Origin of the sequence: Flavobacterium gawalongense (assembly GCF_007097265.1) — a bacterium.
GTDB lineage: Bacteria > Bacteroidota > Bacteroidia > Flavobacteriales > Flavobacteriaceae > Flavobacterium > Flavobacterium gawalongense.
The window spans coordinates 43,605-68,962 of the sequence record NZ_VJZP01000021.1; the positions used below are offsets into that span (position 1 = coordinate 43,605).

Genomic DNA, 25,358 nt, shown 5'->3' on the forward strand with positions numbered 1-25,358 from the left:
GTAGCGGGAACAGGACTCGAACCTGTGACCTTCGGGTTATGAGCCCGACGAGCTGCCTACTGCTCTATCCCGCGATGTTTCGGGTGCAAATGTACGACGAATTTCCGTATTTCCAACGAAAATTTTAAAAAATGTTTTATTTCGTCTATTGACTTGATATGTCTACCTTTGCAAAATAAATTATAATAAAAATGTCACATAAAGCAGGTTTTGTAAACATCATAGGAAATCCAAATGTTGGGAAATCAACATTAATGAATGCCTTTGTTGGAGAAAGATTGTCAATTATTACTTCAAAAGCACAAACAACACGTCATAGAATTCTTGGAATTGTAAACGGGGAAGATTTTCAAATGATCTTATCTGATACTCCTGGAATCATCAAGCCAGCATATGAAATGCAGGAATCGATGATGAATTTTGTGAAGTCCGCTTTTGAAGATGCTGATGTTCTGATTTATATGGTTGAAATTGGAGAACAAGAGTTGAAAGACGAAGCGTTTTTTAATAAAATAATCCATGCCAAAATCCCTGTCTTATTGTTATTGAATAAAATTGACAATTCAAATCAGGCTCAGTTGGAAGAACAAGTGGCTTTTTGGACTGCGAAAGTTCCTAATGCAGAAATTTTTCCAATATCAGCATTACAGAATTTTAATGTGCCAGAAGTTTTTGGAAGAATAATTTCATTATTACCAGAATCTCCTGCCTATTACCCGAAAGATCAATTGACAGACAAACCGGAACGTTTCTTTGTGAATGAAACCATCCGTGAGAAAATCTTGTTGAATTACAGCAAAGAAATCCCATACGCAGTAGAAATCGTTACCGAAGAGTTTTTTGAAGATGAAAACATCATTAGAATCCGTTCTTTGATTATGGTGGAGCGTGAAACCCAAAAAGGAATCATTATAGGTCATAAAGGTGCTGCTTTGAAGAAAGTAGGGATGGAGTCCCGTGTTGATTTAGAGAAATTCTTTGGAAAACAAATACATATCGAGTTGTACGTGAAAGTGAATAAAAACTGGAGAAGTAACGCGAATATGTTGAAGCGTTTTGGGTATAACCAATAAGAGAAGTATTCAGTGTTCAGTTTCTTAGTGCTCAGCTCTAAACTTTACGATAAATGATATTAGAATTCGAAATGCCCTAGCCCAGATGGGAACGGCATCCTTTTATGTTTTTCTTTAAAACATAAAAGATAGAGTGGACAGCTGGAAATAGCTCCTGAAAAAGCATTAAAAATTTAGATTGAAGTCGCAGTTAGCGTGCTTTTTTGCTGAATACTTAAAACTGACCACTGCAAACTAAAAAAAGCATACCTTTGCAAAATATTTGAAATTAGGATTATGAACAACATTGTTGCCATTGTAGGAAGGCCAAACGTAGGAAAATCGACGCTTTTTAATCGATTGATACAAAGAAGAGAAGCGATTGTAGATTCGGTTTCGGGAGTGACCCGTGATAGAAACTACGGAAAAAGCGAATGGAACGGAAAGGAATTTTCTGTAATTGATACGGGCGGTTACGTGCGTGGCTCGGATGACGTTTTTGAAGCCGAAATCCGTAAACAAGTTGAATTGGCTATTGATGAAGCTGATGTTATCATTTTTGTGGTTGATGTCGAAGAAGGGATTACACCAATGGATGATGCTGTTGCGAGATTGTTGCGTAAAGTAACGAAACCGGTTTTACTTGCAGTAAATAAGGTGGATAATGCCATGCGTGAGAAAGATGCAGTGGAGTTTTACAACCTTGGTTTAGGAGAATATTATACATTTGCCAGTATTTCAGGAAGTGGAACAGGGGATTTATTGGATGCATTAATTGATGCTTTTCCTATAAAACCAGAGCCAACTCAGGAAGAAATTGTATTGCCTCGTTTTGCAGTTGTAGGTCGTCCGAATGCTGGGAAATCAAGTTTTATCAACGCCTTAATTGGTAAAGACAGATATATTGTTACTGATATTGCGGGAACAACCCGTGATTCTATTGATACGAAATTTGACCGTTTTGGGTTCGAATTTAACTTAGTTGATACCGCGGGAATCCGTCGTAAAGCAAAAGTAAAAGAAGATTTAGAGTTTTATTCGGTAATGCGTTCGGTTCGTGCGATTGAGCATGCCGATATTTGTATTTTGATTATAGATGCCACCCGTGGTTTTGAAGGTCAAGATCAAAGTATTTTTTGGTTGGCTGAGAAAAACCGTAAAGGAGTTGTAATCTTAGTGAACAAATGGGATTTAGTTGAAAAAGAAACGATGTCAACTCGTGATTATGAAGCTAAAATCAGAGAAGAATTAATGCCATTTACGGATGTGCCTATTCTTTTTGTTTCGGCATTAACGAAACAACGTTTATTGAAAGCATTGGAAGCAACTGTAAAGGTTTTCGAGAACAGACAACAACGTATTGCCACTTCAAAATTCAACGAATTTATGTTGAAAGTGATTGAAGCTTACCCACCACCAGCGACAAAAGGAAAATATGTGAAAATTAAATATTGCATGCAGTTGCCAACACCAACTCCACAATTTGTATTTTTTGCCAATATGCCACAATATGTTAAAGAACCTTACAAACGTTATCTGGAAAATAAAATTAGAGAAAACTGGGACTTTTCAGGAGTGCCAATCGATATTTATATCAGAGAGAAATAGCAAAAATCCCGAGAAATCGGGATTTTTTTGTTAAAGGTTTTCTAATTATAAATAATGTTACTGATCTTCCTCTTCTAAAGTTTCCATTGGATGGTCACCGTACCAATCCTTGAAAGTTCTTGAGGTTTTGTAATCATCATGTAGTACGGTATAAACCATAAATAGGATTAATACTACACCAATGCAATACAGGCTCATTATTACCGGTAAAAAAATATTTGTTTGACATAAACCGGCAAATACAAAAACATAAATGGTGGTAAACCACACGAGTTTGATTGCGAAATTTTTCATGGCCATATCTTTTTATTAAAGTTACGCCATAAATTTTAAAAGTAGAGTTAATTCGATAATAATCAACCACTTAAAATCAAATTAATTTTATTTGTTATTATCAATGAAAAACCATAGTAAGGAATAATTATTTGTTTTTAACCTTTTTTTGCAATCTTAGTTTGTGGAAAATACTGAATCGGATAATGTTTCTATTAAAGTAATCTACTCCACTGGCTCGTTGTTGAAAACTGTTTAAATAGCCAAGTTCAAATGCTAAATTTGGGTTAAGGCCGTATTGTATTGCGGCATAAATCCTATTTTGATCAAAGGTGTTTTTGATTATTTTTTTACCGAAATTAATCATTAATTCATCAGATACTATTGCTTTTAAAAACTGATTTTCTTTTTTCCAAAAAGTATAATCACCTTGAATGCGGTATCTAAATCTCCAGGAAAAAGTGGTTCCTGATAACAATTCTTGTTTATTGGCATTGTGAATAAATCGTTCTTCCAGTTGAAAACGTTGATTGAAAGTGATTTTGTCCACATCTTGTTTCCACGTAATGTCTTGTTGTCCTCTATATTCCGGTATGCTAAAATCATAATTTAGTTCAGGTTCTTGCGTAGCAACTGAGAAATGAGCAAAACCAACTCCAGTTTCCAGATGGTCATTGATTTTATAGCGCCCTTGTACTCTGATTACATATAAATTTTCGGTAACAGGTTTTAGAAAAAGCCTATTGTCAAATTCAGAATGTAAAGACCATTTGTTGTTTAATGTCAATTGGTTATTATATCGTGTCCAAAGGATACTTTGATGATCTACATTTTTTTCGGTTTGAGCTCGTGATATAGAGCAGACTAAGAATAAGAAAAGGATTTTGGTTATTTTCATGAAGTTTGTTTCAATTTTTGGCAAATTTACACAAACTCTATAAAAATGATGGGATAGATTTATACTTATCTTCTAAAAAGGATTTTAAATGAAATATTTTAATCTACCAAAATTTGTATCGTTTATTTAGGACTAGACATCTATCAGTTTCAACAACACACCTAAAAGGGCCGCAATGCCAATAATATGAGGTTCTTGTATTTTTTTAGTATAAATCAGAATCAAAATCGTTCCTATAGCAATCAGTACTGTGGACAAATCTACAATTGAACGAGAGGCAATTACAATTACTGCACCAACTAAAGCGCCAACTACCGCAGCAGTGATTCCGTCAACAAATGCTTTTATACTTTTGTTTTGGGCAATTTTTTTGAAATGGGGAGCAAGAATAACGGTAAATAAATAACAAGGTAAAAAAGTGGCCAAGGCTGCAACGCAAGCCCCTGTGAAACCAGCGACCAAATAACCAATAAAGCCTACTGTAATAACTACAGGGCCCGGAGTAATCATCGCTACTGCTACAGCATCAACAAATTGATTTTCGGTTAGCCAACCGTATTCATGGACAACTCCACCATGTAAAAATGGAACAATAGCCAGTCCGCTTCCAAAAACAAAAGCTCCGGCTTTGGTGAAAAACCAAGCTAAATCTCCTAATTTTCCTAGTTCAACAGCAGAGAAACTAACAGTGCCTAATAACAAATAAGAAGCTGTTTTAGGACGTTTTATCCATTCTGGAGGTGCTTTTACAATCATATATAAAAAACCCAAAACTACAAATAAAAGAACTTCTTCTTTTTGTGTGACAGCGGTAAGAATGGTTGAAGAGATATAAAATACCCATAGTAACCAATTTTTTTTGATATTAGTAATTTCAAATTTGCCAATAGATTTAATGGTAAGTTTATAGGAACTCAAAATGATGATGCCAATTACAGTAGCACTTACACCGTAAAAAACGGCTTGCATCCATGGCAAACCTCCATATGTCTGGTAAGCAATACCTAACAATACCACCATGATAAAAGAGGGTAAGATAAAAGCTAATCCTGAAACAGTAGCGCCTAAAACACCATAATGTACGTATCCAATGTAAATTCCCAATTGAGCGGCTAACGGACCAGGAGCTAATTGCGAAAGGGCTAACCCTTCTTTATAGTCAGACTCACTAATCCACTTTTTATCTTCAACCAAATCACGATGCATATAACTGACTAAAGCAACAGGACCACCAAAACCAGTTGCTCCCAGTTTAAGAAAATATTTTATTAAGTCGAGTAAAGTATAATTTAGGGGTGTTTTTTTGAATTTATCCATGTGTTTCAATATAAATGAATATTTTATTAAAATGCGATTCCAAATTGAAAACCTAAAGTTAAGGAAGATGGTTTGTCATTTCCAAATCGGACGGGTACGGGTAGCGATATGAAATAGTTATAGTCGTTATATTTTTTAATTACTTTGGTCAATACAGGGGTAAATCCATTTATGCTTGCGCCAAAATGTAATGGTACATAAAATAAAGTAAGGGATGAAATTCCCAGATAAATAGTAAAAAAGAACCGCCAAAATTAAGTTTTGATGGTTCTTTTTATTTCTATATTGATTAATCATGATGTGACAGTTTTACTAATCGATACTTATTTTTCCCGCTACAAAGAATAGCGAAGGGTAATTCCGTAAGTTCTTTGATCTCCCAAAACACCAACATATTGTCCAGCATTACCACCCGCAGGTAATAATTGTTCAAAATAATCCTTATTCAATAGGTTGCGTCCCCATAAGTAAACTGATAAACCTTCTGAAGCACGGAAACCGATACGACCGTTAAGCAGCGCATAAGAATCAACTACTAGATACTTCGAAGGAGATGCACTTGAAGAAAACGAAGAACGATAGTAAGTGTCTAAGGCGAAGAAGAACTTCCCTACATTACCGAATAACTTCCCCGAATCAGAGATTTCACCACCTAAAGATCCTGCCCATTTTGAGATACCAGGAAGAGCACCACCCGAAATATCCTTAGCATATATGGCATTATTATTTGCATCTTTTAATCCGGTTTCTTCCAGAGGCAGTGGTGCATTTTTGAAAGAAACATATTTACCATCAGTGTAAGATACTGCACCGTTGAACGATAGATATTTGTTGACAGTAATACTAGCATCAAGCTCAGCACCGCGTACACGTACTTTTTCTGCGTTAGCAAGATAACCACGGTTTAGACTCACGTCAGGACTTTGAACCAGTGTTTGAAAGTTTTTGATGTCTGTGTTATAAAGTGTGACATTCAGTATAGTACGGTCAAAAGGTGAGGTTTTCACTCCAACTTCAAAATGATTTACTTGTTCTGGTTTTATTTCAGCAAGTGCTAGAATCGGACCATTAGCATCGGTAGGTATCCCTCCTACATTAACACCTACAGGTTTATAACTTCTCGCATAAGTTGCAAAAGTATTGACACGGTCAGCCGCTTTGTAAGCCAATGTTAAATTTCCGGAAAAGTTGGTGTCGTCTACATCCACTTTGAAAGCCTGATTAGAATACACCTTCTTTTTCAAGGCAAGTAAAGCTGGATTGGTTGTTTGAAGACCTCCGTAGGTCTCTCTACTGTAGTCCAGTTTTTTCTTGTCATAATTATACCTTAGGCCAGGCAATAAGTGAAGGCCATCAGTAATTTTCCAATCAAGTTGACCAAATATTGCCCCGCTGAATGTGTTGAGTGTGTTTCGGGTTTTGATTCCGTATCCATCTAAAAGTCCAGGTGTCTGCCATAAAGAGTAGCCATTCGAATCGTTTGGTGTATCTTGAGAAAAGCGCCACTGCGCGGAGCCAGCTTCCTCAATTTGTATAGGATCTGCTTTAAGTTCCTGTCCGATAGCGAATACACCGATTACACCACTTAATCTACGGGAGAAATCTCCGGCATAACGAACCTCTTGTGACCATTGTTGGTGTTTTGACGTAGCTTGAGAAAGTTTAAGCACTTGAAGACCAGTAAAATCCCTGTCATTGGAAGGGTCCCAGTTCCAATAGCGCCAAGCTGAGGTCGAAGTAAGTGTTCCTTCTCCAATTTTAGTTTCCACATTTAGGGATATACCTCCTAAATCCTGTCCTGAACGCCAAGGAGTATCGTGGTCAATCTTACGGTCGAATGGATTTTGACTTGGAAGGCTATAGTTTAAATCAGAAATAATCTGATTGAATTGTCGGTAAGCGGCACGTTTTGTTGGGGCAACACCAGCAATAACTTGAGCATATCCATCCGGACGTTGACGCGAAAAATCTGTCGCCAATGTGATATCGGTATTTTCTGTTGGTTTATAAAGCAACTGCCCTCTAACTCCTTGATTATTCAAATCGTTTACAGATTTACCTGTGGCTACATTTTCTATTAAACCGTCACGTTGCGTTCCGGAAAAAGATAATCGTCCGGCAAATTTTTTACTTAAAGCACCAGTGATAGAGGCCTTAGCCTGAAGGAATCCATAATTTCCAAAGCTAACCTCAAAGTTGGCACCTGAAGTAAAACTAGGCTTACGGGTGGTTACGTTAAAGGCACCTGCAGTCGTGTTTTTACCAAACAATGTACCTTGTGGTCCACGTAATACCTCAATTCGGTCTATATCAATAAAGTCGAGTGTTGTGGCGGCCGGACGGGCGTAGTAAACCCCATCAACGTAAAAACCGACACCTGGATCAATACCGTCGTTAGTAAGACCAAAAGTGGAACCAAGACCTCGAATGTTAATGGTTGTGTTTCGTGGATTTGACGAATAGAGCTGAACTGAAGGAACTAGTTCTTTCAAACGATTAACGTTAAAAGCACCAGCCTCCTCGGCCTGTTTACCACTAACTACAGAGATTGGAATGGGAACGTTTTGTGCTTTTTCAATACGGCGTCTTGATGTGATGACCACTTCAACAAGCACATTGTCATCGGTAAGAATTATTTCTAATGGAGTATCTCGTAGTTCAGCAATTGTAACTTCTTTAGATTTATATCCAACATATTGTATAATAAGCGAGTAAGGAAGTTTTTCTTGGGTGTCAATTGTAAAGGTACCACTGGCATCTGTAGTAGCATTATATCTAGTGCCTTTTAATACCACATTAGCGCCTTCTAAAGGTAGACTTTGGCTATTTGTCACCACACCATTAACTGTAGTTTGTGCAAAAGAGAAAGAAAAAATGAATAGTAATACTAGGGTTGTAATTATTTTTGTATAAATTGTTTTCATTGTATGTTTATTATATGTAATTAGTAGAGTTTAAATTAAATTTTTTTTACTAGCACATACACATCATTTGATGACTCTTTTTTTTACTTGCAATTACTTGTTTATTTCCTATTTGTTCATTTAAAATAACGAACGTGTTTAAATACGTTTTCATACGTTTAAAATTGGATTGTTAATTATGCGTTAAATTCGAGGCAAATATATAACTAATTCTATAAAAATAGTAGAGTTAATGAAATATTTTTTTATTTTTTTACCAATGAGGAAATTGTAATACCTTGCATAGCCTTTAAAGTCTCATCTCGAATAGTCATCAATCCGTGTCTTAATAGGCATTCGGACTCACTAGTGCAATCGGAGCAAGGCTCGTAAAAATTTAATGATGCACATGGAAGTAAAGCAATAGCACCATCAAATAATCGATGAATATCAGCTAAAGTAATATCGTTTTTGGATTTTAAAAGGTAATAACCTCCAAATTTGCCTTGTTTACTTCCGACATAGTGCCCACGTTTTAAATCCAATAAGATCTGTTCCAAAAATTTTTTTGGAATATTGGCTGCTTCAGCAATTTCAATTGTTCTTGAAATGTGATTTTCGTCTTGTTGCGCTAAAAACAGTAATGCTTTGAGAGCATATTTGGCTTTATGTGAAAGCATTTTTAATGTATTTTATAATTGTAACTTTTAAATTTGATGCGTTTCAAATTTAAAAAAAATGAAAGCAAAACAAACATAATTATTTTTATTTATAATTTTATATGACTATCCGTAATGCGGACTAAAATCATTTTGAATACAATTTTCGTCGTTTGTACATTTATAAAGCATAAATATTAGCCCACAGATTGTACAGATTATACCGATTTATACGGATTTTTTTACTTGGTGAATCAAACTGTTATTTAAATCTGTGCAAAATCCGTTCAATCCGTGTTATCTGTGTGCCATATTTTATCCTTTGGAACATATTGCGGACTGTCATATAATTTTAAAAGTATTGCTGGTTTTTGAATGTCGAATGCAGTCTTGAAGGTATGGATTCAAACGGAACACCGCCATCTGAAATCTACCAATCTCCACCAGATCCACCGCCTGAGAAACCACCGCCGCCAAATCCACCACCGAAACCGCCTCCGCCGCCTCCAAATCCACCACCGGAAGAACCGCCACCAAAACCGCTTCCGCCACTGTTTCTTCCAAGGCTGCTCAGAATAATTACATCAAGTAAACTAGGGCCTCCGCCGCCTCTGTTGCCAGAATTTCCACCACCACCTTTATTTCTTGAAATAAGAATCAGAATAATAATCACAATAACGATAAGTGGTAAAATCGGAAATCCCTTTTCTTTAGTTTTTATCCGTTCCCCTTTGTATTTTCCTTTAAAAACATCAATTATCGCATCAGTTCCTTTATCAAGACCTTTGTAGTAACTTCCTGCTTTAAATTCGGGAATGATGATGTTTCGGGTAATTTCTCCGCCAATACCGGCAGTTAATCGGTCTTCAAGGCCATAACCTGGCGAAATCCATATTTTTTTTTCGACTTTAGCCAATAAAATAAGAACTCCATTGTCATTTTTTGCAGTTCCGCCAATGCCCCAGGTTTGTCCCCATTTTGGTGTAAGGATACCAATGTCCTCCCCTTTAAGGGTTTCTATGGTGATAATCACAATTTGAGTTGTGGTTGAATCAGAATATTTAATGAGTTTTTCTTCCAGTTGCACTTTTTCAGTTGTGCTTAAAACATTCGCATAATCGTAAACAGAAGTCTGAAAACTTGGTTTTTCAGGAATGGTAAATTGAGCAAAACTTATCTGTGTAAATAAAAAACAAACAAATAGCTTTAGGGAAATTAGGGCATTCTTTTTTTGTAATAGCATTATCCTCTAGATATTTCGTTTGATAATTCATTCGTATCGCCTTCTTGCCAAGGGAAATATTTCTGCAATTGTTCACCGGCTCTAGCAATTCCATCGATAAGTCCTTGCTTGAAATCTCCTTTTTTAAATTCTGCCACCATGATATCACGGGTGCAATTCCAAAAATCATCTTGAACCATATCATTAATGCCTTTGTCACCACAAATTACAAAATGTCTATCTTCTACAGCTAGGTAAATTAAAACACCGTTTTGAAGTTCGGTTTCGTCCATTTTCAGTTCATGAAAAACTTCCATTGCGCGATCATACGCATCAATGGAAGTTGTTTTTTCTATGTGAACTCTAATCTCGCCAGAAGTATTTTTTTCGGCCATGCGAATGGCTTCAACAATTGCTTGTTCATCTTCTTTGGTTAAAAAATCTTCTACTTTTGACATTTTTGTATTTTTTTAATTCCCCCTTCGGGGGTTAGGGGGAATTAGAATTTCACTTCAACTGGTTTTTCAGCACCTTCAACAGCATTAAAGTATGCTTTTTCTTTGAAACCAAACATTCCGGCAAACAAACTATTTGGGAACGTTTTAATATGAGAATTATATGGTTTAACGGCTTCATTGAAACGTGTTCTAGCCGTTAGAATTTGATTTTCAGTGCTTGCTAATTCATCCTGTAATTTTAGGAAATTCTGATTGGCTTTCAATTCAGGATACGCTTCAACAGTCACTAATAATCGAGACAATGAACTGCTGACTCCACTTTGTGCTTTGTTGAATTCAGCCAATTGTTCTGGAGTAATATTTGTTGGATCAACCTTTACTGAAGTTGCTTTGGCACGTGCTTCAATAACTGCAGTCAACGTACTTTTTTCAAAATCAGCAGCACCTTTTACCGTATTCACTAAATTTCCAATAAGGTCATTTCTTCTTTGGTATGCCGTTTGCACATCACCCCAAGATTGTTCTACTGTTTGGTTTAAAGTTACGGCAGTATTATTAATTCCTTTAACCCAGCTATAAATTCCAATAATTACAACTGCTGCGATAATCCAAGGTAAAAATTTTTTAAAATCCATTTTTGTTTAATTTAAAGTTTAGTGTTTAATTGTTATTTTTTTTAAATCTGAATCAGCATTCGTTAATCTGCAATCACAATCTATAGTTGATTTTTAATATTCGTCAGTTGTGTTCGAATCGTTTCTAATTTGCGAATAATTTCAAATTTATCCAGTGTTTTCTTTTGGCCTTCTTTCAAATGGGTTTTGGCACCTTCCAGCGTAAAACCTCTTTCTTTGACCAAATGATAAATCAATTGTAAATTAGTGACATCTTCTGGAGTGAACATACGATTGCCTTTGGCATTCTTCTTTGGTTTCAGAATATCAAATTCATTGTCCCAAAAACGAATCAGCGATGCATTCACGTCAAATGCTTTGGCAACTTCGCCAATGCTGTAATATCTTTTGTCTTTAGAAAGTTCAATATGCATATTGTTTTTATTTGACTTTTTAATTCTGCTACCACTATCTGTAGACTTTTTCACTCCTAACATCTGATCACTAAAAACTGATCACTGACCACTCTTTTATAAAGCATTAGTCTAATGATTGATTTTCTTGGTTAGCCAATTGTGCGATAGCAACATATTCCACTGCTGATATATTCCCGTAATAAAAATTAAGTGGATTCACCACCTTTTTATCCTTATGCACTTCATAATGTAAATGCGGTCCTTCGGATCTTCCAGTGCTTCCCACATAACCTATAATGTCGCCACGATTTACGCGTTGTCCCGCCCGTGCTTTATATTTGCTTAAATGTGCATATAAAGTTTCGTATCCAAATCCATGCCGAATCACAATATGATTTCCATATCCAGAGGCCGTATTGTCCGCTCTTGCTACAACTCCATCGCCGGTAGCATAAATGGGAGATCCTGTTTTTGCTGTAAAGTCCATGCCTTCATGCATTTTCCTCACTTTTGTAAAAGGATCTGTTCGGTATCCAAAACCAGATGCCATTTGTTTTAAATTCTCGTTTCGTACTGGCTGAATGGCAGGAATAGCTGACAAAAAATCATTTTTAGCTTCCGCCAATTTTAAAATGGCATCCAATGATTTAGACTGAATCGCTAATTCCTTGCTAAGAACATCAATTCTTTTTGTCGTATTGATTACCAACTGGGAATTGTCATATCCTTCTAATTTAGCATACCGATTAACTCCGCCAAAACCCGCTTTTCGTTCCTCATCAGGAATTGCTGATTGATTGAAATAAACTCGATATAAATTATTGTCCCGATCTTCAATGGCTTCAATAACGCTATTTATCTGATTTATTTTCTTGTTCAAAATAGCATAATTTAATCTCAAATTTTCAATTTCACGTGCCTGTAATCGATCTTTTGGAGTTTCAAAATAAGGCGTATTCAGTAAAACAACGAAACTCAAAAAACCAAACAATGCCGAGGCCAATAAAAACAGGATAACAACACCAAATTTTTTCCTTTTTCGTGTTTTTATTTTTCGGTAGGCGAGATTTTCGGAATCGTAATAATATTTTACTTTCGACATATTTTAAAATACCCTATTTTTGCACACTGTAAAATGTTAGTCGAACAAATTTAATAAATGTTTCATTCGTTCCACCCTTTTTTCAAGAATAAATAAATAAATTAATGTGCCTAATCCAGCTATTCGTTGCAAGTTCTCGTTTATAAATCTTTTTTTCTAATGCGTTAGCAGGAGCTTCCTCCGGTCGCTCTGCCCCTCAAGAAAAAATAAATTTATAAATCTCGAAGCTTTCCACTGCTATCTGGGGCAAAAGAAATTAAAAGATTGAATGATTTTAAGATTGAAAAATTCAGTTCTAAATAATCTTTAAATTTTTGAATCTTTAAATATTTAAATTAAAAAAATGAAATCACAAGACGTACGCAAACAATTTCTGGATTTTTTTGCATCAAAAGGACACTTAATCGTTCCATCAGCACCAATAGTTCTAAAAGATGATCCAACCCTGATGTTCAACAACTCAGGAATGGCGCAGTTCAAAGAATATTTCTTAGGTAACGCCACACCAAAAAGTCCTAGAATTGCCGATACCCAAAAATGTCTTCGTGTTTCAGGAAAACATAATGACTTAGAAGATGTAGGTTTTGATACCTACCACCACACCATGTTTGAAATGTTAGGGAACTGGTCTTTTGGTGATTACTTCAAAAAAGAAGCCATCAACTGGGCTTGGCAACTTTTGACAGAAGTGTATAAAATCCCAAAAGAAAATTTATATGTTTCCGTATTTGAAGGAAATCCAGAAGAAAATGTACCGTTCGATCAGGAAGCTTGGGATATTTGGAAGGAATTGATTGACGAAGACAGAATCATTCTTGGAAACAAAAAAGACAATTTCTGGGAAATGGGCGACCAAGGACCTTGTGGACCTTGTTCTGAAATTCATGTTGATTTACGCCCAGAAGAAGAGAAAAGTTTAGTTTCAGGAAAAAGTTTAGTAAACAATGACCATCCGCAAGTAGTGGAAATCTGGAATAACGTATTCATGGAGTTCAACCGTAAAGCGGACGGTTCTTTAGAGAAATTACCTGCACAACACGTTGATACCGGAATGGGATTTGAGCGTTTGTGTATGGCATTGCAAGGAAAAACATCAAATTATGATACGGATGTTTTTACGCCACTTATTGAAAAAGTAGAGCAAATTACAGGCTTAAAATACACTTCAAACGAAGTTTTAAATAGCAGCGAAGAGCAAAACAAAACTAATATAGCTATTCGTGTAGTGGTAGATCACGTTCGTGCCGTAGCTTTTGCTATTGCTGACGGGCAATTGCCATCAAACACGGGAGCAGGTTATGTAATTCGTAGAATTTTGCGTCGTGCGATTCGTTACGGATTTACCTTCTTGAATACTAAAGAACCTTTTATCAATCAATTGGTAGCAGTTTTGGCCAATCAAATGGGTGAATTTTTCCCGGAAATAAAATCGCAACAACAATTGGTTACCAATGTAATCCGTGAAGAAGAAGCATCATTCTTAAGAACATTGGATCAAGGATTACAATTATTAGATAAAGTTATCGAAGAGGAAAAAGCCCTTCCTTCAGAGGGGTTGGGGAGGATTTCAGGTGCTAAAGCATTTGAATTATACGATACTTTCGGATTTCCAATTGACTTAACAGCATTAATTCTTAGAGAAAAAGGATTTGAACTGGACGAAGCTGGTTTTAATTCTGCTATGCAAGAACAAAAAAATCGTTCACGCGCCGCATCAGAAGTTTCTACCGAAGATTGGTCCGTGTTGATTCCTGGAAATGTAGAAACATTTGTAGGGTATGACCAAACAGAAAGTGACGTAAAAATCACTCGTATTCGAAAAGTTGACAGTAAAAAAGACGGCGTTTTATACCAAATCGTTTTAGACAACACACCATTCTATCCAGAAGGTGGGGGACAAGTGGGCGATAAAGGAACTTTGGTTTCGGCAAACGAGACCATCGAAATCATCGACACCAAAAAAGAAAATAACCTGATTTTGCATTTTGCAAAAAAACTGCCTGAAAATGTAAACGCCAGTTTTATTGCTAAAGTAAATCAGGATTTAAGAAGTTTGTCTTCTAGAAATCACTCGGCGACACACTTGATGCACCAAGCGTTGAGAAGTGTTTTAGGAACTCATGTAGAACAAAAAGGTTCCTTGGTAAATCCAAACTATTTGCGTTTTGACTTTTCTCATTTTGCTAAAATGACGGAAACTGAATTGCAACAAGTAGAGGATTTTGTAAATGCAAGAATCCAGGAACAATTACCACTTATAGAAAGAAGAAATATTCCGTTTGCACAAGCAGTTTCAGAAGGAGCAATGGCACTTTTTGGAGAGAAATATGGAGATGAGGTTCGTGCGATTAAATTTGGCGAAAGCATGGAATTATGCGGCGGAATTCACGTGAAAAATACTGCTGAAATCTGGCATTTCAAAATTGTTTCGGAAGGAGCAGTTGCTGCCGGAATTCGTCGTATCGAAGCGATAACAAGTGACGCTGTTAAAGCACATTTTGCATCGTATGAAAATACATTGAATGAAGTAAAAATAGCTTTAAAAAATCCTCAGGATATTTTGAAAGCCGTTCATTCGATGCAAGAAGAAAATGCCAAGCTTGCCAAACAAATAGAGACTTTGATGAAAGACAAGGTTAAAAATTTGAAAGTGAGTTTAACATCAGAAATACAAGAAATCAATGGTGTTCAATTCTTGGCGAAACAAGTAGATTTGAATCCGGAAGGGGCAAAGGATTTGGCTTACGAATTAGGGAATTTAGGTAAAAACCTATTCCTTGTTTTGGCTACAGTGAATCCCGAAGCTTCGGGAGAAAAACCAATGTTGACCTGTTATGTTTCTAAAGAATTAGTAGCGGAGAAAAACCTGAATGCTGGACAAGTGGTTCGTGAATTGGGTAAATTTATCCAAGGTGGAGGCGGAGGACAGCCGTTTTTTGCTACTGCTGGAGGAAAGAATGTTGCAGGAATTCAAGAAGCTTTGGAAAAAGCAGTTGAATTTTTGAAGTAATTATCTCGTAAAGTTTTTGTCTCTCAAAGTCGCAGAGACGCAAAGTGTTTGTGGATAAATAATAAAAAATATTCGTTAGCAATAGCTTTGCGTCTCTGGGACTTTGCGATATTTTTTAATATATTAGCGAGAAATATAAAAATGACAGAAAACGAAATTTCAAAAATTGTTGTTGATGTTTCTTATAAAATACACACAAAGCTTGGTCCAGGTTTGTTAGAATCAGTTTATGAAGCTATTTTGTTTTATGAGTTAACTAAAAGAGGATTAATAGTTGAAAATCAAAAACCACTTCCAGTTATTTGGGATGAAGTAAAATTAGATATTGGATTTAGAACTGACTTGATAGTAGAAAATAAAGTTATTTTAGAAATAAAATCAGTTGAACAAATTGCTAATGTTCATCCAAAACAACTCTTAACATATCTAAAAATTACAGGAATGAAATTGGGCTTGTTGATTAATTTCAACGAGCCACTAATTAAAACGGGAATAACAAGAATAGTAAATAACCTCTAACCGTTGCGTCTCTGCGCCTTTGTGAGAAATAGATATGAACTTCAGAACCCAAATACCCATTCCTAAAAGTAATCATCCTTTAGATTACAGCTCCATAGTGGTATCTTTGGGTTCTTGTTTTGCGGAAAATATTTCTGATAAATTCCAATATTTTAAATTTCAAAACACCATAAATCCTTTCGGAATAATTTTCAACCCAGTTTCTATCGATAAAATTATCCATAAAGCCATAAATGCAATATTATTCACAGAAAATGACATTTTCTTTCATAACGAACGCTGGCATTGTTTCGATGTACATTCGGATTTGAGTATTTCAAATAAGGATGAGTTAATAGAATCGTTAAACGCGATACTCAAATCAACAAAACAGCAATTACAAGAAGCTTCTCATGTTATTATCACTTATGGAACCTCGTGGGTATATCGAAATATTGAAAGCGGTAACATTGTAGCGAACTGCCATAAAGTACCGCAGAAGCAGTTCAAGAAAGAATTACTTTCGGCAGAGGAAAACAGAGAAAGTATTGCTAATACACTGAACTTAATTCATTCTGTAAATCCCAATTGCAATGTCATTTTTACGGTTTCGCCTATACGACATATTAAAGATGGTTTTGTCGAAAATCAATGGAGCAAAGCCAATTTGATATCTGCTATTCACAGCGTTCCGAATTTTGAATACTGTAAACTGAACACTGAATATTTTCCCAGCTACGAAATCATGATGGATGAACTCCGTGATTATCGGTTTTATGCCGAAGATATGTTGCATCCCAATCAAGTGGCGATAGACTATATTTGGAAACGTTTCAAGGAAACCACAATTTCAGAAACCGCTTTTTCTATTATGGAGGAAGTCGAAGGTATTCAAAAAAGTTTGTCTCACAAGCCTTTTAATCCTGATTCAGAAAGTCACCTGAAGTTCGAAACTAAACTGAGAGAAAAAATCACTAAATTGGTATCTCGATATTCATTCATCAAATTTTAGTTATGCTTAGAAGACTACTTATTGGAATAGGAGTTATTGCCGGGATATTTTTATTATTTAAATTTTGTGACTTTAAGAAAAACGATGATGACGATATCAGTTACAACACGAATCTCATTCAGCAACAAATTGTAAACGTAGGAAAGCTGGTGGTTACCGAAGGCCATTTCTCAGAAGTGATAACGTATAAAAATCAGCAGAAATATTTGTTGGACATGATTTCTTTCGAGAAAAAAGCACTTATTGTTGTTAATGCTGATGTGACAGTTGCGTATGATTTACATAAAATGAAATACGATATCGATGAAAAAAACAAAACAATAACGATTGTAAGTATTCCGAAGGAAGAAATAAAAATCAGTCCCGATATTCAATTTTATGATGTCGAACAAAGTAAATTGAATCCTTTTACGGGTGATGATTACAACAAAATCAATAAGTCAGTTAAAGCTAATCTGGCCAAGAAAATAGAAAAATCGTCGTTGAAAACAAATGCTCAAAACCGATTGATAAGCGAATTGTCTAAAATATTGATTCTGACCAATACTATGGGTTGGAAATTGCAATACGAAGGGAAAGTGATTGAAAGCGAAAAAGATTTTGGACAAAAAATAAAATTGTAAAAAGTAATAATAACACGAATTTCACGAATTAATTTGTGAAAATTCGTGAAATTACTTCGTCCGTTCGCTTCGCTCGGGTCGTGTTTAAATTCTCTGTCCACTTCCTTGAAGTAATTTTATGCTTTCTCTTTATCAAAAATCAAATCCAAACCGCCAGCAATCAAATGCTCAACTTCGGGTCTTTTTTCTTTTAATTTTTCAAGATAAACCATCGCTTCCTGTAAGAGTTGAGGCTCGTTTCTATCTTTCAAAAGTTCTGCAATTTCAATGGCTAACAACCAATCATTGGGATGATTTGTGTGTAGTTTTTCAAAAATTGGTGCCAAAGAAGTTTGTGTGTCCTTGGTTTCTCTAATATTTCTAACAGTTTGGTACAGCATCTCTAAATCATCACGTTCTGCGGTATGTTTTGCCTTGATCGTTTTACTTGTTGGAACATGCGAAATCAAATCAAAACTGTTCACATCAGCAGGACCTGAAAAAGCTGAAATTGCCTTTTTTCCTATCGCCATATCATAATTTCCCCATTCTGGTTGAAACAAAATAGTTTCCCTGTGAGTTACCGTACAGTTCTTTAAGCTGATTAAAATAATTTCACCGTGTAGATTTCTAGATCCTGTAATGATTTCTCCTTTTACCGTAATATCGCCTTCAAACTCCAGCGTTACATTTTGATTTTCAGTGATGGAATAGGCACTTAAATCTCTTGGACTCATGTCTTCGATAGCAAGATTGATACCTTTTAGTTTTCCAATTGGACTTCCAAAACCTTTCGGATGTTTGATTGTTCCATGACCCACTAATTCTTTTTCTCTATACGATAAAGCAGTCTTTCCTGTAGTTTGAATATAAACGGGTTTGCCTTCTTCTTCAATGACATTGGTAAACACACCCGAAATCTGAATTCCGGTGCTTAATTCAATGGTTCCTAAAGCACTCGAATGAATCAGTTTATTGATTCCCGATAATCCTCCGGTACGCAAGGCCATTTTATTGGCAAACTCTTCCAAAACCATGCTTAAATAAGCAAAATCTGGAGTGACGTAAAGTTGCGGTTGCAGTTTCGTTATATCAAAACTCTGGTTGGCAGCCGATAGGTCGTAAGGTATTTTCTTTACATTATCCGTCATGCACCACGTACTTTCTCCAATAGACGAAAGCAATCCGGCACCATAAATTTTTGGATTGTCAACTGTTCCTATCAAACCGTATTCCACTGTCCACCAATGCAGGTTTCTAATTTGCGCCATTTCGGATAATTCACCCATATTATTCTGCAAATCTTCCACCGCTTTTTCGGCAGCATCAATGTCGGCTTGCGGCGTGTCTTCGGCTTCTTTCAAGATAGAAAGCAGTCGGATGGCTTCATACATTTCATAATCCTTATGCGAAGAAATTGCTTTACAGCCTATTTCGCCAAAACGACGCAGGTATTCCGCATATTCTGGATTGGCAATTATGGGCGCATGACCGGCACCTTCGTGAATAATATCCGGTGCAGGAGTGTATTCTATATGTTCCAGTTGGCGAATGTCAGAGGCAATTACAAGTACATTATACGCCTGAAATTCCATGAACGCGTTGGGCGGAATAAATCCGTCCACCGCCACCGCAGCCCAACCTATTTCGGTCAGAATGCGGTTCATGCCGTACATACTAGGAATGTGGTCAATTTCAATTCCCGTTTTTTTCAAACCTTCGAGGTAAGAACTATGCGCCACTTTCGAGAGATAGTTCACATTTTTGCGCATCACATAGCGCCAAACCGCCTGATTTATGGGCGTGTAATCGCTATAATCCTGAGGCTTAATAAATTGCTTTAAGTGCTTTGGCAATCGGTCTAATAACGGATTACTTTCAATAGTTGAGTTCATTTCGAAATCGTTGTAGTTGTCTTGCAAAAGTACGAATTTAAGGAGCTATTTCCAGCTTTTCATTACAAGTTTTTGCAAACCCGTTTGTTTTTCTAAAGTTGCTACAAGAGCTTCCTCCGGCTACCGTCTGGACACAAGTTTAAAATAGGACACAGATTAAAAAAATTTACAGAGATTTTGTGATATTATAAAAAAGACAGCCACGAATTTCACTAATTTACTCTAATTAATTCGTAAAAATTAGTGAAATTCGTGGCTAAAATTTCGTCTGGATATTTGTGTCCAGACGGTAGCTTCCTCCGGTCGCTTTTTATAAACAAGAAAAACCAAAACGGCTTTCGAAAAAAGCTTTTCATTGCATTCTGGGCTATGGGAGTTGGGAATTGATTGATGTTTTTAGGATTTATTACTCCACCAACTCAAACACCAACACTTGCGTTTTTTGCATCTCAGAAAAATTATTATCCGAAATGAAAATAATGGATTGGTGACCATTTGCCAATTTTGGTCCAAAAGTAATTCCTTCAATATTATCAATAAAAATTCCCAAATCATCCATGTTCAGAATCAGTTTTTTGGAAGCCAATTCAAAATGTTGATTCTTTAACGAACCGTAGTTTTTAACATCAGTTGCCTTTTTCAAATCACACAAAAATACTTTTATCGTGCAGGCTTGCGTACCGGTAGAATAGGAACGTTCCACTACCAGCAACTTGTTTTTACCATAATATTGAATCGCCGAAACACCGTTTACGGCAAAAGCACCTTTTGGGTTGGGTTCACGGGCAATAGGCTCTAATTGGTAGCCGTATTGAGCGGTGTTCTTTTTTGTTTTGGCATTAAATTGATAGAATCGGATAAAAGCACCTTTGGTTGTGTTAGCAGAACTGCCGTCTTCAAATAAAGGCTCTTCAATGTTGGCATAAATATTTTTGAATTTAGCGTCAAAAGTAATTCCTTCTAAAGTTCCATTATTTCTGGGGCCTTTTTCCTCTTTTTGCATTTCCAAATTAGCTGGTAATTTGGCTTTAAATTTGAAATTACCTTTCAAATCCATAAAGTTTAGGGACGGATTTTGTAAAACTAATTTAGCTGCGGTAATTACACGAGCGCCTTCGCTGCTCCAAACAAGCGAGTTGGTTTTTGGATTGTACCGCATGTCTTCCGGATCACATGCAGTTGTTGGACTGGTATTCCAGTTGCCATAACTTTTTCCAGTTTCATCTTTTAAAGTAGTAACGCTTTGAAAATTGATACTTTCTAATTTATTTTCGATCAAACGAATTTTTGCAGTGTAAAATCTGGAATCGTTAAACACCGATCTGTCGTCGCATACGAGGTAATACAGGTCTTGTTTCGCATCATAATCGATTCCGGATAAACCACCAACCTTAGTATCTTGAAAAGTTTGGTTAAAAGGAATTTCGAGCGTACTGACTAATTTTAAACTAGGAATTGCTTTATTTCCGGCAGTTTGTTTTAAATCGGAACAGGAAAGAAGAGCGGCATGTAAAACAACGAGAATTAAAAATTTACGCATATTTTATTTAGTATAGTATTCGTGTGGCTTTTAGTTGAATTATATTTTGTTTCAAAGATACTTGTAATCCAAAAAAAGTGAATTGGTCAGTCTTTAATAATTAGTTAAGGATTTAGTTCTTTTCGGTATTCCTGAAATACTCAATTTTATAATTGAACATTTCAGCCATGTTCTTCGCTCTTAATTTGGCTTCTTCGGCTAATGGGCCTGCAAATAAACTATCGGTAGTTTCGGTGAAAATTTCCATCCAGCGTTCAAAATGTTCTTTGGCAACCGGTAATTGTTTGTGTGGCGGAAATGGGCTGCCGGAATAGGTATGTTCTTCGAGTAAAATAGTTTGCCAAAAGCGATACATTTTTTCTAAATGTTCCGTCCAGTGATTGCCTATTTTTTCATTGAATATGGGGCCAATAAATTTGTCTTTTTGAACTTTTGAATAGAAGGTATCAACAAGTAATTTGATATCTTCGAGAGTGGTAATATCGTTGAGTAGTGTCATGATTGGGTATAAAAAAGCCTACACAAAGGTAGGCCATTTATATCAAATAATAGTGTAAAAGGGTATTGTTACTTTTTAAATAACATCCTGAAAGCTATCGTTGTTGTTCACTGTAATCTGAAAATTGCTTACTTTTTAACGGGCGGAAATTGCTCTAAAATTTTAGCTACAAATTCGTTGATCTGTTTTTCTTTTTCATTGCGGTTTTCTGTTAAATACCCGACTCCTTCACCTTGCCAAATGAGTTCTTTTTTCTTGGCATCGATTAAATCAATGTAAAGTGTTCCTTCGGTTGAAGTAGAAACATAGCTTTGTCCTCCCCATAAGTACGGATTCCATCCCCATCTCCATCCATAACCCCATCCGGCATTATATTGATTTACATCTACCCGTTCTCTTTCTTTGGTAAAAATGGTTACCAGTAAGTCAGGCGTTTCACTTTTGGTCATTCCTTTTTTACTAAGCTCATTGTCTATGGCGTGAAGGATTCTTTTTTTATCTAATTCTGAAATTTCGGCTTTATCAATACCTCTTTTATGAAAAGCGTAGGTTTTATATTGACTAAAATCAGCACTTTTGTCAAAATCTGAATACACTTTCACGGAGCTACAAGATGCAACTACAAAGAGCAGGAGTAAAGGAAGAATTTTAATTGCTTTCATGTTTTTGATTATTTAGATTATTAATTTCGATTATTAGATTGCTGATTTTCAAAAATCTAATAATCCATCTTTAACTATATTAGGGATGGTTACTTTTAATAAAGGTTGCGTTGCCATTGCTCTTTTTATAGCGAAAATCGCTCCGTCATTTCGAGCCCAGCTTCTTCGGGAAATTCCGTTGTTAACATCCCAGAAAAGCATCGATTCTAAACGTCTTGAAGCTTCTTTAGTTCCATCAAGGACCATGCCAAAACCTCCGTTTATAACTTCTCCCCAGCCTACACCGCCACCATTGTGGATAGAGACCCAAGTTGCACCGCGGAAACTGTCCCCAATTACGTTTTGTATCGCCATATCGGCAGTAAAACGGGAACCGTCATAAATATTGGAAGTTTCTCTGTAAGGCGAATCGGTTCCGGAAACATCATGATGATCCCGCCCTAAAACGACAGTTCCTATTTCGCCTTTGGCAATGGCCTGATTAAAAGCTTCTGCAATTTTTACACGACCTTCGGCATCAGCATAAAGAATTCTGGCTTGTGAACCTACTACTAATTTGTTTTGCTGAGCGCCTTTTATCCAATGAATATTATCCTGCATTTGTTGCTGAATTTCCTCAGGAGCTGTTTTTGCCATTTCTTCCAAAACCCGGCAGGCAATGAGATCAGTTTTGGCTAAATCTTCTGGTTTTCCCGAAGCACAAACCCATCGGAAAGGACCAAAACCGTAATCAAAACACATCGGTCCCATAATATCCTGAACATAACTAGGATACCTAAAATCAATATGATTTTCTGCCATTACATCAGCACCGGCACGGGAAGCTTCCAGTAAAAAAGCATTTCCATAATCAAAGAAATACGTTCCTTTGGCGGTGTGTTTATTAATAGCAGTGGTATGGCGTCGTAATGTTTCTTGTACTTTTACTTTGAATAAATCAGGATTGCTAGCCATCATTTCATTGGCTTCTTCAAAAGAAACATCAGCAGGATAGTAGCCACCCGCCCAAGGATTATGTAAAGAAGTTTGATCTGAACCTAAATCGATATGAATATTTTCCTGATCAAATTTTTCCCAAACATCCACTACATTTCCAAGATACCCGATAGATACTATTTCTTTATTGGCTTGCGCCAAAGCGACTCTTTTTACCAGTTCATCTACGTTTTCAATCACTTCATTGATCCAGCCTTGACTGTGACGGATGTGCGTTATCTTTGGGTTTACTTCAGCACAAACCGTAATACAACCGGCAATATTTCCCGCTTTTGGTTGTGCACCACTCATTCCGCCCAATCCTGAGGTTACAAATAAGCCACCCTTTGGATTGCGTTTTATTTTACGAAAACCATTCAAAACGGTAATTGTTGTTCCGTGCACAATCCCCTGCGGACCAATGTACATATAGCTTCCGGCAGTCATTTGTCCGTATTGCGAAACGCCCAATGCATTCATTTTTTCCCAGTCATCAGGTTTAGAATAATTAGGAATTACCATTCCATTTGTCACTACAACGCGTGGAGCTTCTTTGTGAGAAGGAAATAATCCCATAGGATGACCAGAATACATCGTCAATGTTTGCTCCTCTGTCATTTCCGATAAATAGTGCATTGTCAAAAGATATTGTGCCCAGTTTTGAAAAACAGCTCCATTTCCACCATACGTAATCAACTCATGCGGATGCTGCGCCACGGCGTAATCCAAATTATTTTGAATCATCAACATAATCGCTTTTGCCTGTTCACATTTTCCTGGATATTCCTGAATTGGTCGCGCATACATTTTATAATCTGGACGAAAGCGATACATATAAATACGGCCATACGTTTCTAATTCTTCCGAGAATTCCTTGACTAATTCAGTGTGATGTTGCGGTTCAAAATAGCGTAAAGCGTTACGTAACGCTAGTTTTTTCTCTTCGTTCGAAAGTATTTCTTTACGCTTTGGAGCGTGATTAATATCAATTTCGTATTGTTTTGGTTGTGGTAAAACCGATGGAATTCCTTGTTGTATTTGTTCTTGGAAAGTCATTTGATAATTTTGTTAAACGAGTTTATTACTTTTTTTGAAATATATTTCGTTTGAGAATCATTTGCTTGATGCTCAAAAAAAGTAATAACTAAGGATAACGAATATCCGACCTATGGTAGGATTTGTGAATTTTGATTCTATATTTCTGTAAACAAATATCCATTTTATTTGATGTTTTTTGAAATTGAGATTACTATCTTAGTTCTGCTATATGCAACCTAAAATCTGCTTACCGTAACCGGACCACTAACTACTTTTTATTTGTGCCTGTTTTCTTATCATAACCATATGGGCAATGACGACACCCACTTTTACAACAATAGCCCCGTTTTAAATGGTATTTTTCTGTAAAGCATTTGTAACCTTCAGGTGTGTAATAGAAATCTTCCCCTTCTATTAGTTTATTTTCATTACTTTGCTCAATCATACTTGGGATTATTCTATTGTAAAATTCATTGGGATTACTTTCATAATGTAAATTACTCAATCGATTGAGTTTTTCATTAAATAGAGCCATTTTATCATTACAAATTTATAAATTTTATAGCGAATGTTTCTAATTGTTGCTAAATATTTAATTCCAAAAGGATATCGTGGATTGGTGGCATTTCCATTTGTATTTGTAAAAAATCGTGCTGATAAAGAAAATGTGGTTTTTGTTAATCATGAAAAAATCCATCTTCGCCAACAATTAGAACTTTTAGTGATTCCTTTTTTTATTTGGTATTTTATAGAGTATCTTTTTCGTTTGGTTCAATATAAAAACGCTGATTTAGCTTATAGAAATATCAGTTTCGAAAGAGAAGCTTACGCCAATGAAAAAGATTTAGAGTATTTGAAGAAAAGGTCTTTTTTAAAGTTTTTAAATTATTTAGATATGTATATGACAAAAAATTAATAAGATTGATTTCCAGTAGATTAAATTAATTTAATAAAATTTTTATAAATAATCTAAACCATATTTGAAAACACTAACAGATCTTCTACCCTGCTTTTTAATTTTAATTTTCGGCTGTAGTCTAAAAGAATGTTGTTACTTTTTTTTGTAATTTTAATAGAAAATAGGTATATGGAAGCTTACGATACA

The 25,358-nt window shown here is 35.9% G+C and carries 23 protein-coding genes and 1 tRNA gene; 7 read left to right on the forward strand and 17 right to left on the reverse strand.

Translation table 11 applies throughout. The annotated features are described in order from the left end of the window. Position 1: 1 nt before the first annotated feature. Positions 2 to 74, reverse strand: a tRNA-Met gene (locus FNW38_RS11660). A 117-nt stretch (positions 75 to 191) separates the two neighbouring features. On the opposite strand from FNW38_RS11660, the gene era reads away from it, so the two are divergent. Both era and der read left to right on the forward strand, forming a co-directional pair. Further along, positions 192 to 1,073: a GTPase Era gene (gene era, locus FNW38_RS11665; protein ID WP_143386130.1), complete on the forward strand. Its 882-nt coding sequence runs from the start codon at positions 192 to 194 to the stop codon at positions 1,071 to 1,073. A 276-nt stretch (positions 1,074 to 1,349) separates the two neighbouring features. Then, the gene (der, locus tag FNW38_RS11670) at positions 1,350 to 2,660 is read left to right on the forward strand and encodes a ribosome biogenesis GTPase Der (RefSeq protein WP_143386131.1); all 1,311 of its coding nucleotides are present in this window, start codon (positions 1,350 to 1,352) and stop codon (positions 2,658 to 2,660) included. Positions 2,661 to 2,717: 57 nt separating this feature from the next. On the opposite strand, the gene FNW38_RS11675 is transcribed toward der, so the two are convergent. The 10 genes from FNW38_RS11675 to FNW38_RS11720 form a co-directional block, all read right to left on the reverse strand. Further along, positions 2,718 to 2,954 (reverse strand): hypothetical protein, encoded by a 237-nt coding sequence (locus FNW38_RS11675; protein WP_143386132.1) that lies wholly within the window; start codon positions 2,952 to 2,954, stop codon positions 2,718 to 2,720. Between the two features lie 127 nt (positions 2,955 to 3,081). Beyond that, positions 3,082 to 3,831 carry a DUF2490 domain-containing protein gene (locus FNW38_RS11680; protein WP_143386133.1) on the reverse strand — a complete coding sequence of 250 codons (750 nt, stop codon included), beginning with the start codon at positions 3,829 to 3,831 and terminating at the stop codon, positions 3,082 to 3,084. Positions 3,832 to 3,963: 132 nt separating this feature from the next. After that, complete coding sequence (locus tag FNW38_RS11685; protein WP_143386134.1) at positions 3,964 to 5,148, reverse strand: chromate transporter; 1,185 nt, start codon at positions 5,146 to 5,148, stop codon at positions 3,964 to 3,966. A gap of 335 nt (positions 5,149 to 5,483) precedes the next feature. After that, positions 5,484 to 8,072 (reverse strand): TonB-dependent receptor, encoded by a 2,589-nt coding sequence (locus FNW38_RS11690; RefSeq protein WP_143386135.1) that lies wholly within the window; start codon positions 8,070 to 8,072, stop codon positions 5,484 to 5,486. A gap of 245 nt (positions 8,073 to 8,317) precedes the next feature. Next, on the reverse strand, positions 8,318 to 8,731 hold the full coding sequence (locus tag FNW38_RS11695; RefSeq protein ID WP_143386136.1) for an RrF2 family transcriptional regulator: 414 nt from the start codon (positions 8,729 to 8,731) through the stop codon (positions 8,318 to 8,320). Positions 8,732 to 9,140: 409 nt separating this feature from the next. Next, positions 9,141 to 9,953 carry a TPM domain-containing protein gene (locus FNW38_RS11700; protein WP_143386137.1) on the reverse strand — a complete coding sequence of 271 codons (813 nt, stop codon included), beginning with the start codon at positions 9,951 to 9,953 and terminating at the stop codon, positions 9,141 to 9,143. Further along, entirely contained in the window at positions 9,953 to 10,390 is a 438-nt protein-coding gene (locus FNW38_RS11705) for a TPM domain-containing protein (protein ID WP_143386138.1), read from the reverse strand. Before FNW38_RS11705 ends, FNW38_RS11700 begins: the two co-directional genes overlap by 1 nt. 41 nt (positions 10,391 to 10,431) lie before the next feature. Beyond that, a complete protein-coding gene (locus FNW38_RS11710) occupies positions 10,432 to 11,025 on the reverse strand; it encodes a LemA family protein (protein ID WP_143386139.1) in 594 nt (197 codons plus the stop codon). Positions 11,026 to 11,105: 80 nt separating this feature from the next. Beyond that, entirely contained in the window at positions 11,106 to 11,438 is a 333-nt protein-coding gene (locus FNW38_RS11715) for a MerR family transcriptional regulator (RefSeq protein ID WP_143386140.1), read from the reverse strand. A 106-nt stretch (positions 11,439 to 11,544) separates the two neighbouring features. Further along, entirely contained in the window at positions 11,545 to 12,522 is a 978-nt protein-coding gene (locus FNW38_RS11720) for a M23 family metallopeptidase (RefSeq protein WP_143386141.1), read from the reverse strand. A gap of 343 nt (positions 12,523 to 12,865) precedes the next feature. Between FNW38_RS11720 and alaS the strand changes: the two genes are divergently transcribed. From alaS to FNW38_RS11740, 4 genes are all read left to right on the forward strand, one after another. Then, complete coding sequence (gene alaS, locus FNW38_RS11725; protein WP_143386142.1) at positions 12,866 to 15,532, forward strand: alanine--tRNA ligase; 2,667 nt, start codon at positions 12,866 to 12,868, stop codon at positions 15,530 to 15,532. Positions 15,533 to 15,673: 141 nt separating this feature from the next. Continuing rightward, complete coding sequence (locus FNW38_RS11730) at positions 15,674 to 16,051, forward strand: GxxExxY protein (RefSeq protein WP_143386143.1); 378 nt, start codon at positions 15,674 to 15,676, stop codon at positions 16,049 to 16,051. Between the two features lie 34 nt (positions 16,052 to 16,085). After that, on the forward strand, positions 16,086 to 17,042 hold the full coding sequence (locus tag FNW38_RS11735; protein WP_143386144.1) for a GSCFA domain-containing protein: 957 nt from the start codon (positions 16,086 to 16,088) through the stop codon (positions 17,040 to 17,042). A gap of 2 nt (positions 17,043 to 17,044) precedes the next feature. Beyond that, complete coding sequence (locus tag FNW38_RS11740; RefSeq protein WP_143386145.1) at positions 17,045 to 17,665, forward strand: DUF4230 domain-containing protein; 621 nt, start codon at positions 17,045 to 17,047, stop codon at positions 17,663 to 17,665. A 116-nt stretch (positions 17,666 to 17,781) separates the two neighbouring features. On the opposite strand, the gene FNW38_RS11745 is transcribed toward FNW38_RS11740, so the two are convergent. The 6 genes from FNW38_RS11745 to FNW38_RS11770 form a co-directional block, all read right to left on the reverse strand. Beyond that, the gene (locus FNW38_RS11745) at positions 17,782 to 19,539 is read right to left on the reverse strand and encodes an aromatic amino acid hydroxylase (protein WP_143386146.1); all 1,758 of its coding nucleotides are present in this window, start codon (positions 19,537 to 19,539) and stop codon (positions 17,782 to 17,784) included. A gap of 406 nt (positions 19,540 to 19,945) precedes the next feature. Next, complete coding sequence (locus tag FNW38_RS11750; protein ID WP_143386147.1) at positions 19,946 to 21,079, reverse strand: esterase-like activity of phytase family protein; 1,134 nt, start codon at positions 21,077 to 21,079, stop codon at positions 19,946 to 19,948. A 112-nt stretch (positions 21,080 to 21,191) separates the two neighbouring features. Further along, the gene (locus FNW38_RS11755; protein ID WP_143386148.1) at positions 21,192 to 21,578 is read right to left on the reverse strand and encodes a group III truncated hemoglobin; all 387 of its coding nucleotides are present in this window, start codon (positions 21,576 to 21,578) and stop codon (positions 21,192 to 21,194) included. Between the two features lie 128 nt (positions 21,579 to 21,706). Next, complete coding sequence (locus FNW38_RS11760; protein WP_143386149.1) at positions 21,707 to 22,240, reverse strand: DUF4136 domain-containing protein; 534 nt, start codon at positions 22,238 to 22,240, stop codon at positions 21,707 to 21,709. A gap of 48 nt (positions 22,241 to 22,288) precedes the next feature. Continuing rightward, positions 22,289 to 24,271: a urocanate hydratase gene (locus FNW38_RS11765; RefSeq protein WP_143386150.1), complete on the reverse strand. Its 1,983-nt coding sequence runs from the start codon at positions 24,269 to 24,271 to the stop codon at positions 22,289 to 22,291. 250 nt (positions 24,272 to 24,521) lie between these two features. Next, a complete protein-coding gene (locus tag FNW38_RS11770; RefSeq protein WP_185963135.1) occupies positions 24,522 to 24,698 on the reverse strand; it encodes a DUF5522 domain-containing protein in 177 nt (58 codons plus the stop codon). A gap of 123 nt (positions 24,699 to 24,821) precedes the next feature. Here FNW38_RS11770 and FNW38_RS11775 point away from each other — a divergent pair, with 123 nt between their 5' ends. Beyond that, positions 24,822 to 25,169, forward strand: a complete 348-nt coding sequence (locus tag FNW38_RS11775; RefSeq protein WP_143386152.1) for a hypothetical protein — start codon at positions 24,822 to 24,824, stop codon at positions 25,167 to 25,169. Positions 25,170 to 25,358 lie beyond the last annotated feature (189 nt).

Excerpts from the sequence above, each read along its gene's own strand:
- FNW38_RS11695 (WP_143386136.1), bottom strand. The coding sequence starts at position 8,731 with ATGCTTTCACATAAAGCCAAATATGCTCTCAAAGCATTACTGTTTTTA.
- der (WP_143386131.1), top strand. The coding sequence starts at position 1,350 with ATGAACAACATTGTTGCCATTGTAGGAAGGCCAAACGTAGGAAAATCG.
- FNW38_RS11735 (WP_143386144.1), top strand. The coding sequence starts at position 16,086 with ATGAACTTCAGAACCCAAATACCCATTCCTAAAAGTAATCATCCTTTA.
- FNW38_RS11685 (WP_143386134.1), bottom strand. The coding sequence starts at position 5,148 with ATGGATAAATTCAAAAAAACACCCCTAAATTATACTTTACTCGACTTA.
- FNW38_RS11760 (WP_143386149.1), bottom strand. The coding sequence starts at position 22,240 with ATGAAAGCAATTAAAATTCTTCCTTTACTCCTGCTCTTTGTAGTTGCA.
- era (WP_143386130.1), top strand. The coding sequence starts at position 192 with ATGTCACATAAAGCAGGTTTTGTAAACATCATAGGAAATCCAAATGTT.
- FNW38_RS11675 (WP_143386132.1), bottom strand. The coding sequence starts at position 2,954 with ATGAAAAATTTCGCAATCAAACTCGTGTGGTTTACCACCATTTATGTT.
- FNW38_RS11710 (WP_143386139.1), bottom strand. The coding sequence starts at position 11,025 with ATGGATTTTAAAAAATTTTTACCTTGGATTATCGCAGCAGTTGTAATT.
- FNW38_RS11720 (WP_143386141.1), bottom strand. The coding sequence starts at position 12,522 with ATGTCGAAAGTAAAATATTATTACGATTCCGAAAATCTCGCCTACCGA.
- FNW38_RS11705 (WP_143386138.1), bottom strand. The coding sequence starts at position 10,390 with ATGTCAAAAGTAGAAGATTTTTTAACCAAAGAAGATGAACAAGCAATT.
- FNW38_RS11730 (WP_143386143.1), top strand. The coding sequence starts at position 15,674 with ATGACAGAAAACGAAATTTCAAAAATTGTTGTTGATGTTTCTTATAAA.
- FNW38_RS11690 (WP_143386135.1), bottom strand. The coding sequence starts at position 8,072 with ATGAAAACAATTTATACAAAAATAATTACAACCCTAGTATTACTATTC.
- FNW38_RS11740 (WP_143386145.1), top strand. The coding sequence starts at position 17,045 with ATGCTTAGAAGACTACTTATTGGAATAGGAGTTATTGCCGGGATATTT.
- FNW38_RS11775 (WP_143386152.1), top strand. The coding sequence starts at position 24,822 with ATGTTTCTAATTGTTGCTAAATATTTAATTCCAAAAGGATATCGTGGA.
- FNW38_RS11750 (WP_143386147.1), bottom strand. The coding sequence starts at position 21,079 with ATGCGTAAATTTTTAATTCTCGTTGTTTTACATGCCGCTCTTCTTTCC.
- FNW38_RS11680 (WP_143386133.1), bottom strand. The coding sequence starts at position 3,831 with ATGAAAATAACCAAAATCCTTTTCTTATTCTTAGTCTGCTCTATATCA.
- FNW38_RS11745 (WP_143386146.1), bottom strand. The coding sequence starts at position 19,539 with ATGAACTCAACTATTGAAAGTAATCCGTTATTAGACCGATTGCCAAAG.
- FNW38_RS11700 (WP_143386137.1), bottom strand. The coding sequence starts at position 9,953 with ATGCTATTACAAAAAAAGAATGCCCTAATTTCCCTAAAGCTATTTGTT.
- FNW38_RS11755 (WP_143386148.1), bottom strand. The coding sequence starts at position 21,578 with ATGACACTACTCAACGATATTACCACTCTCGAAGATATCAAATTACTT.
- FNW38_RS11715 (WP_143386140.1), bottom strand. The coding sequence starts at position 11,438 with ATGCATATTGAACTTTCTAAAGACAAAAGATATTACAGCATTGGCGAA.
- alaS (WP_143386142.1), top strand. The coding sequence starts at position 12,866 with ATGAAATCACAAGACGTACGCAAACAATTTCTGGATTTTTTTGCATCA.
- FNW38_RS11765 (WP_143386150.1), bottom strand. The coding sequence starts at position 24,271 with ATGACTTTCCAAGAACAAATACAACAAGGAATTCCATCGGTTTTACCA.
- FNW38_RS11770 (WP_185963135.1), bottom strand. The coding sequence starts at position 24,698 with ATGATTGAGCAAAGTAATGAAAATAAACTAATAGAAGGGGAAGATTTC.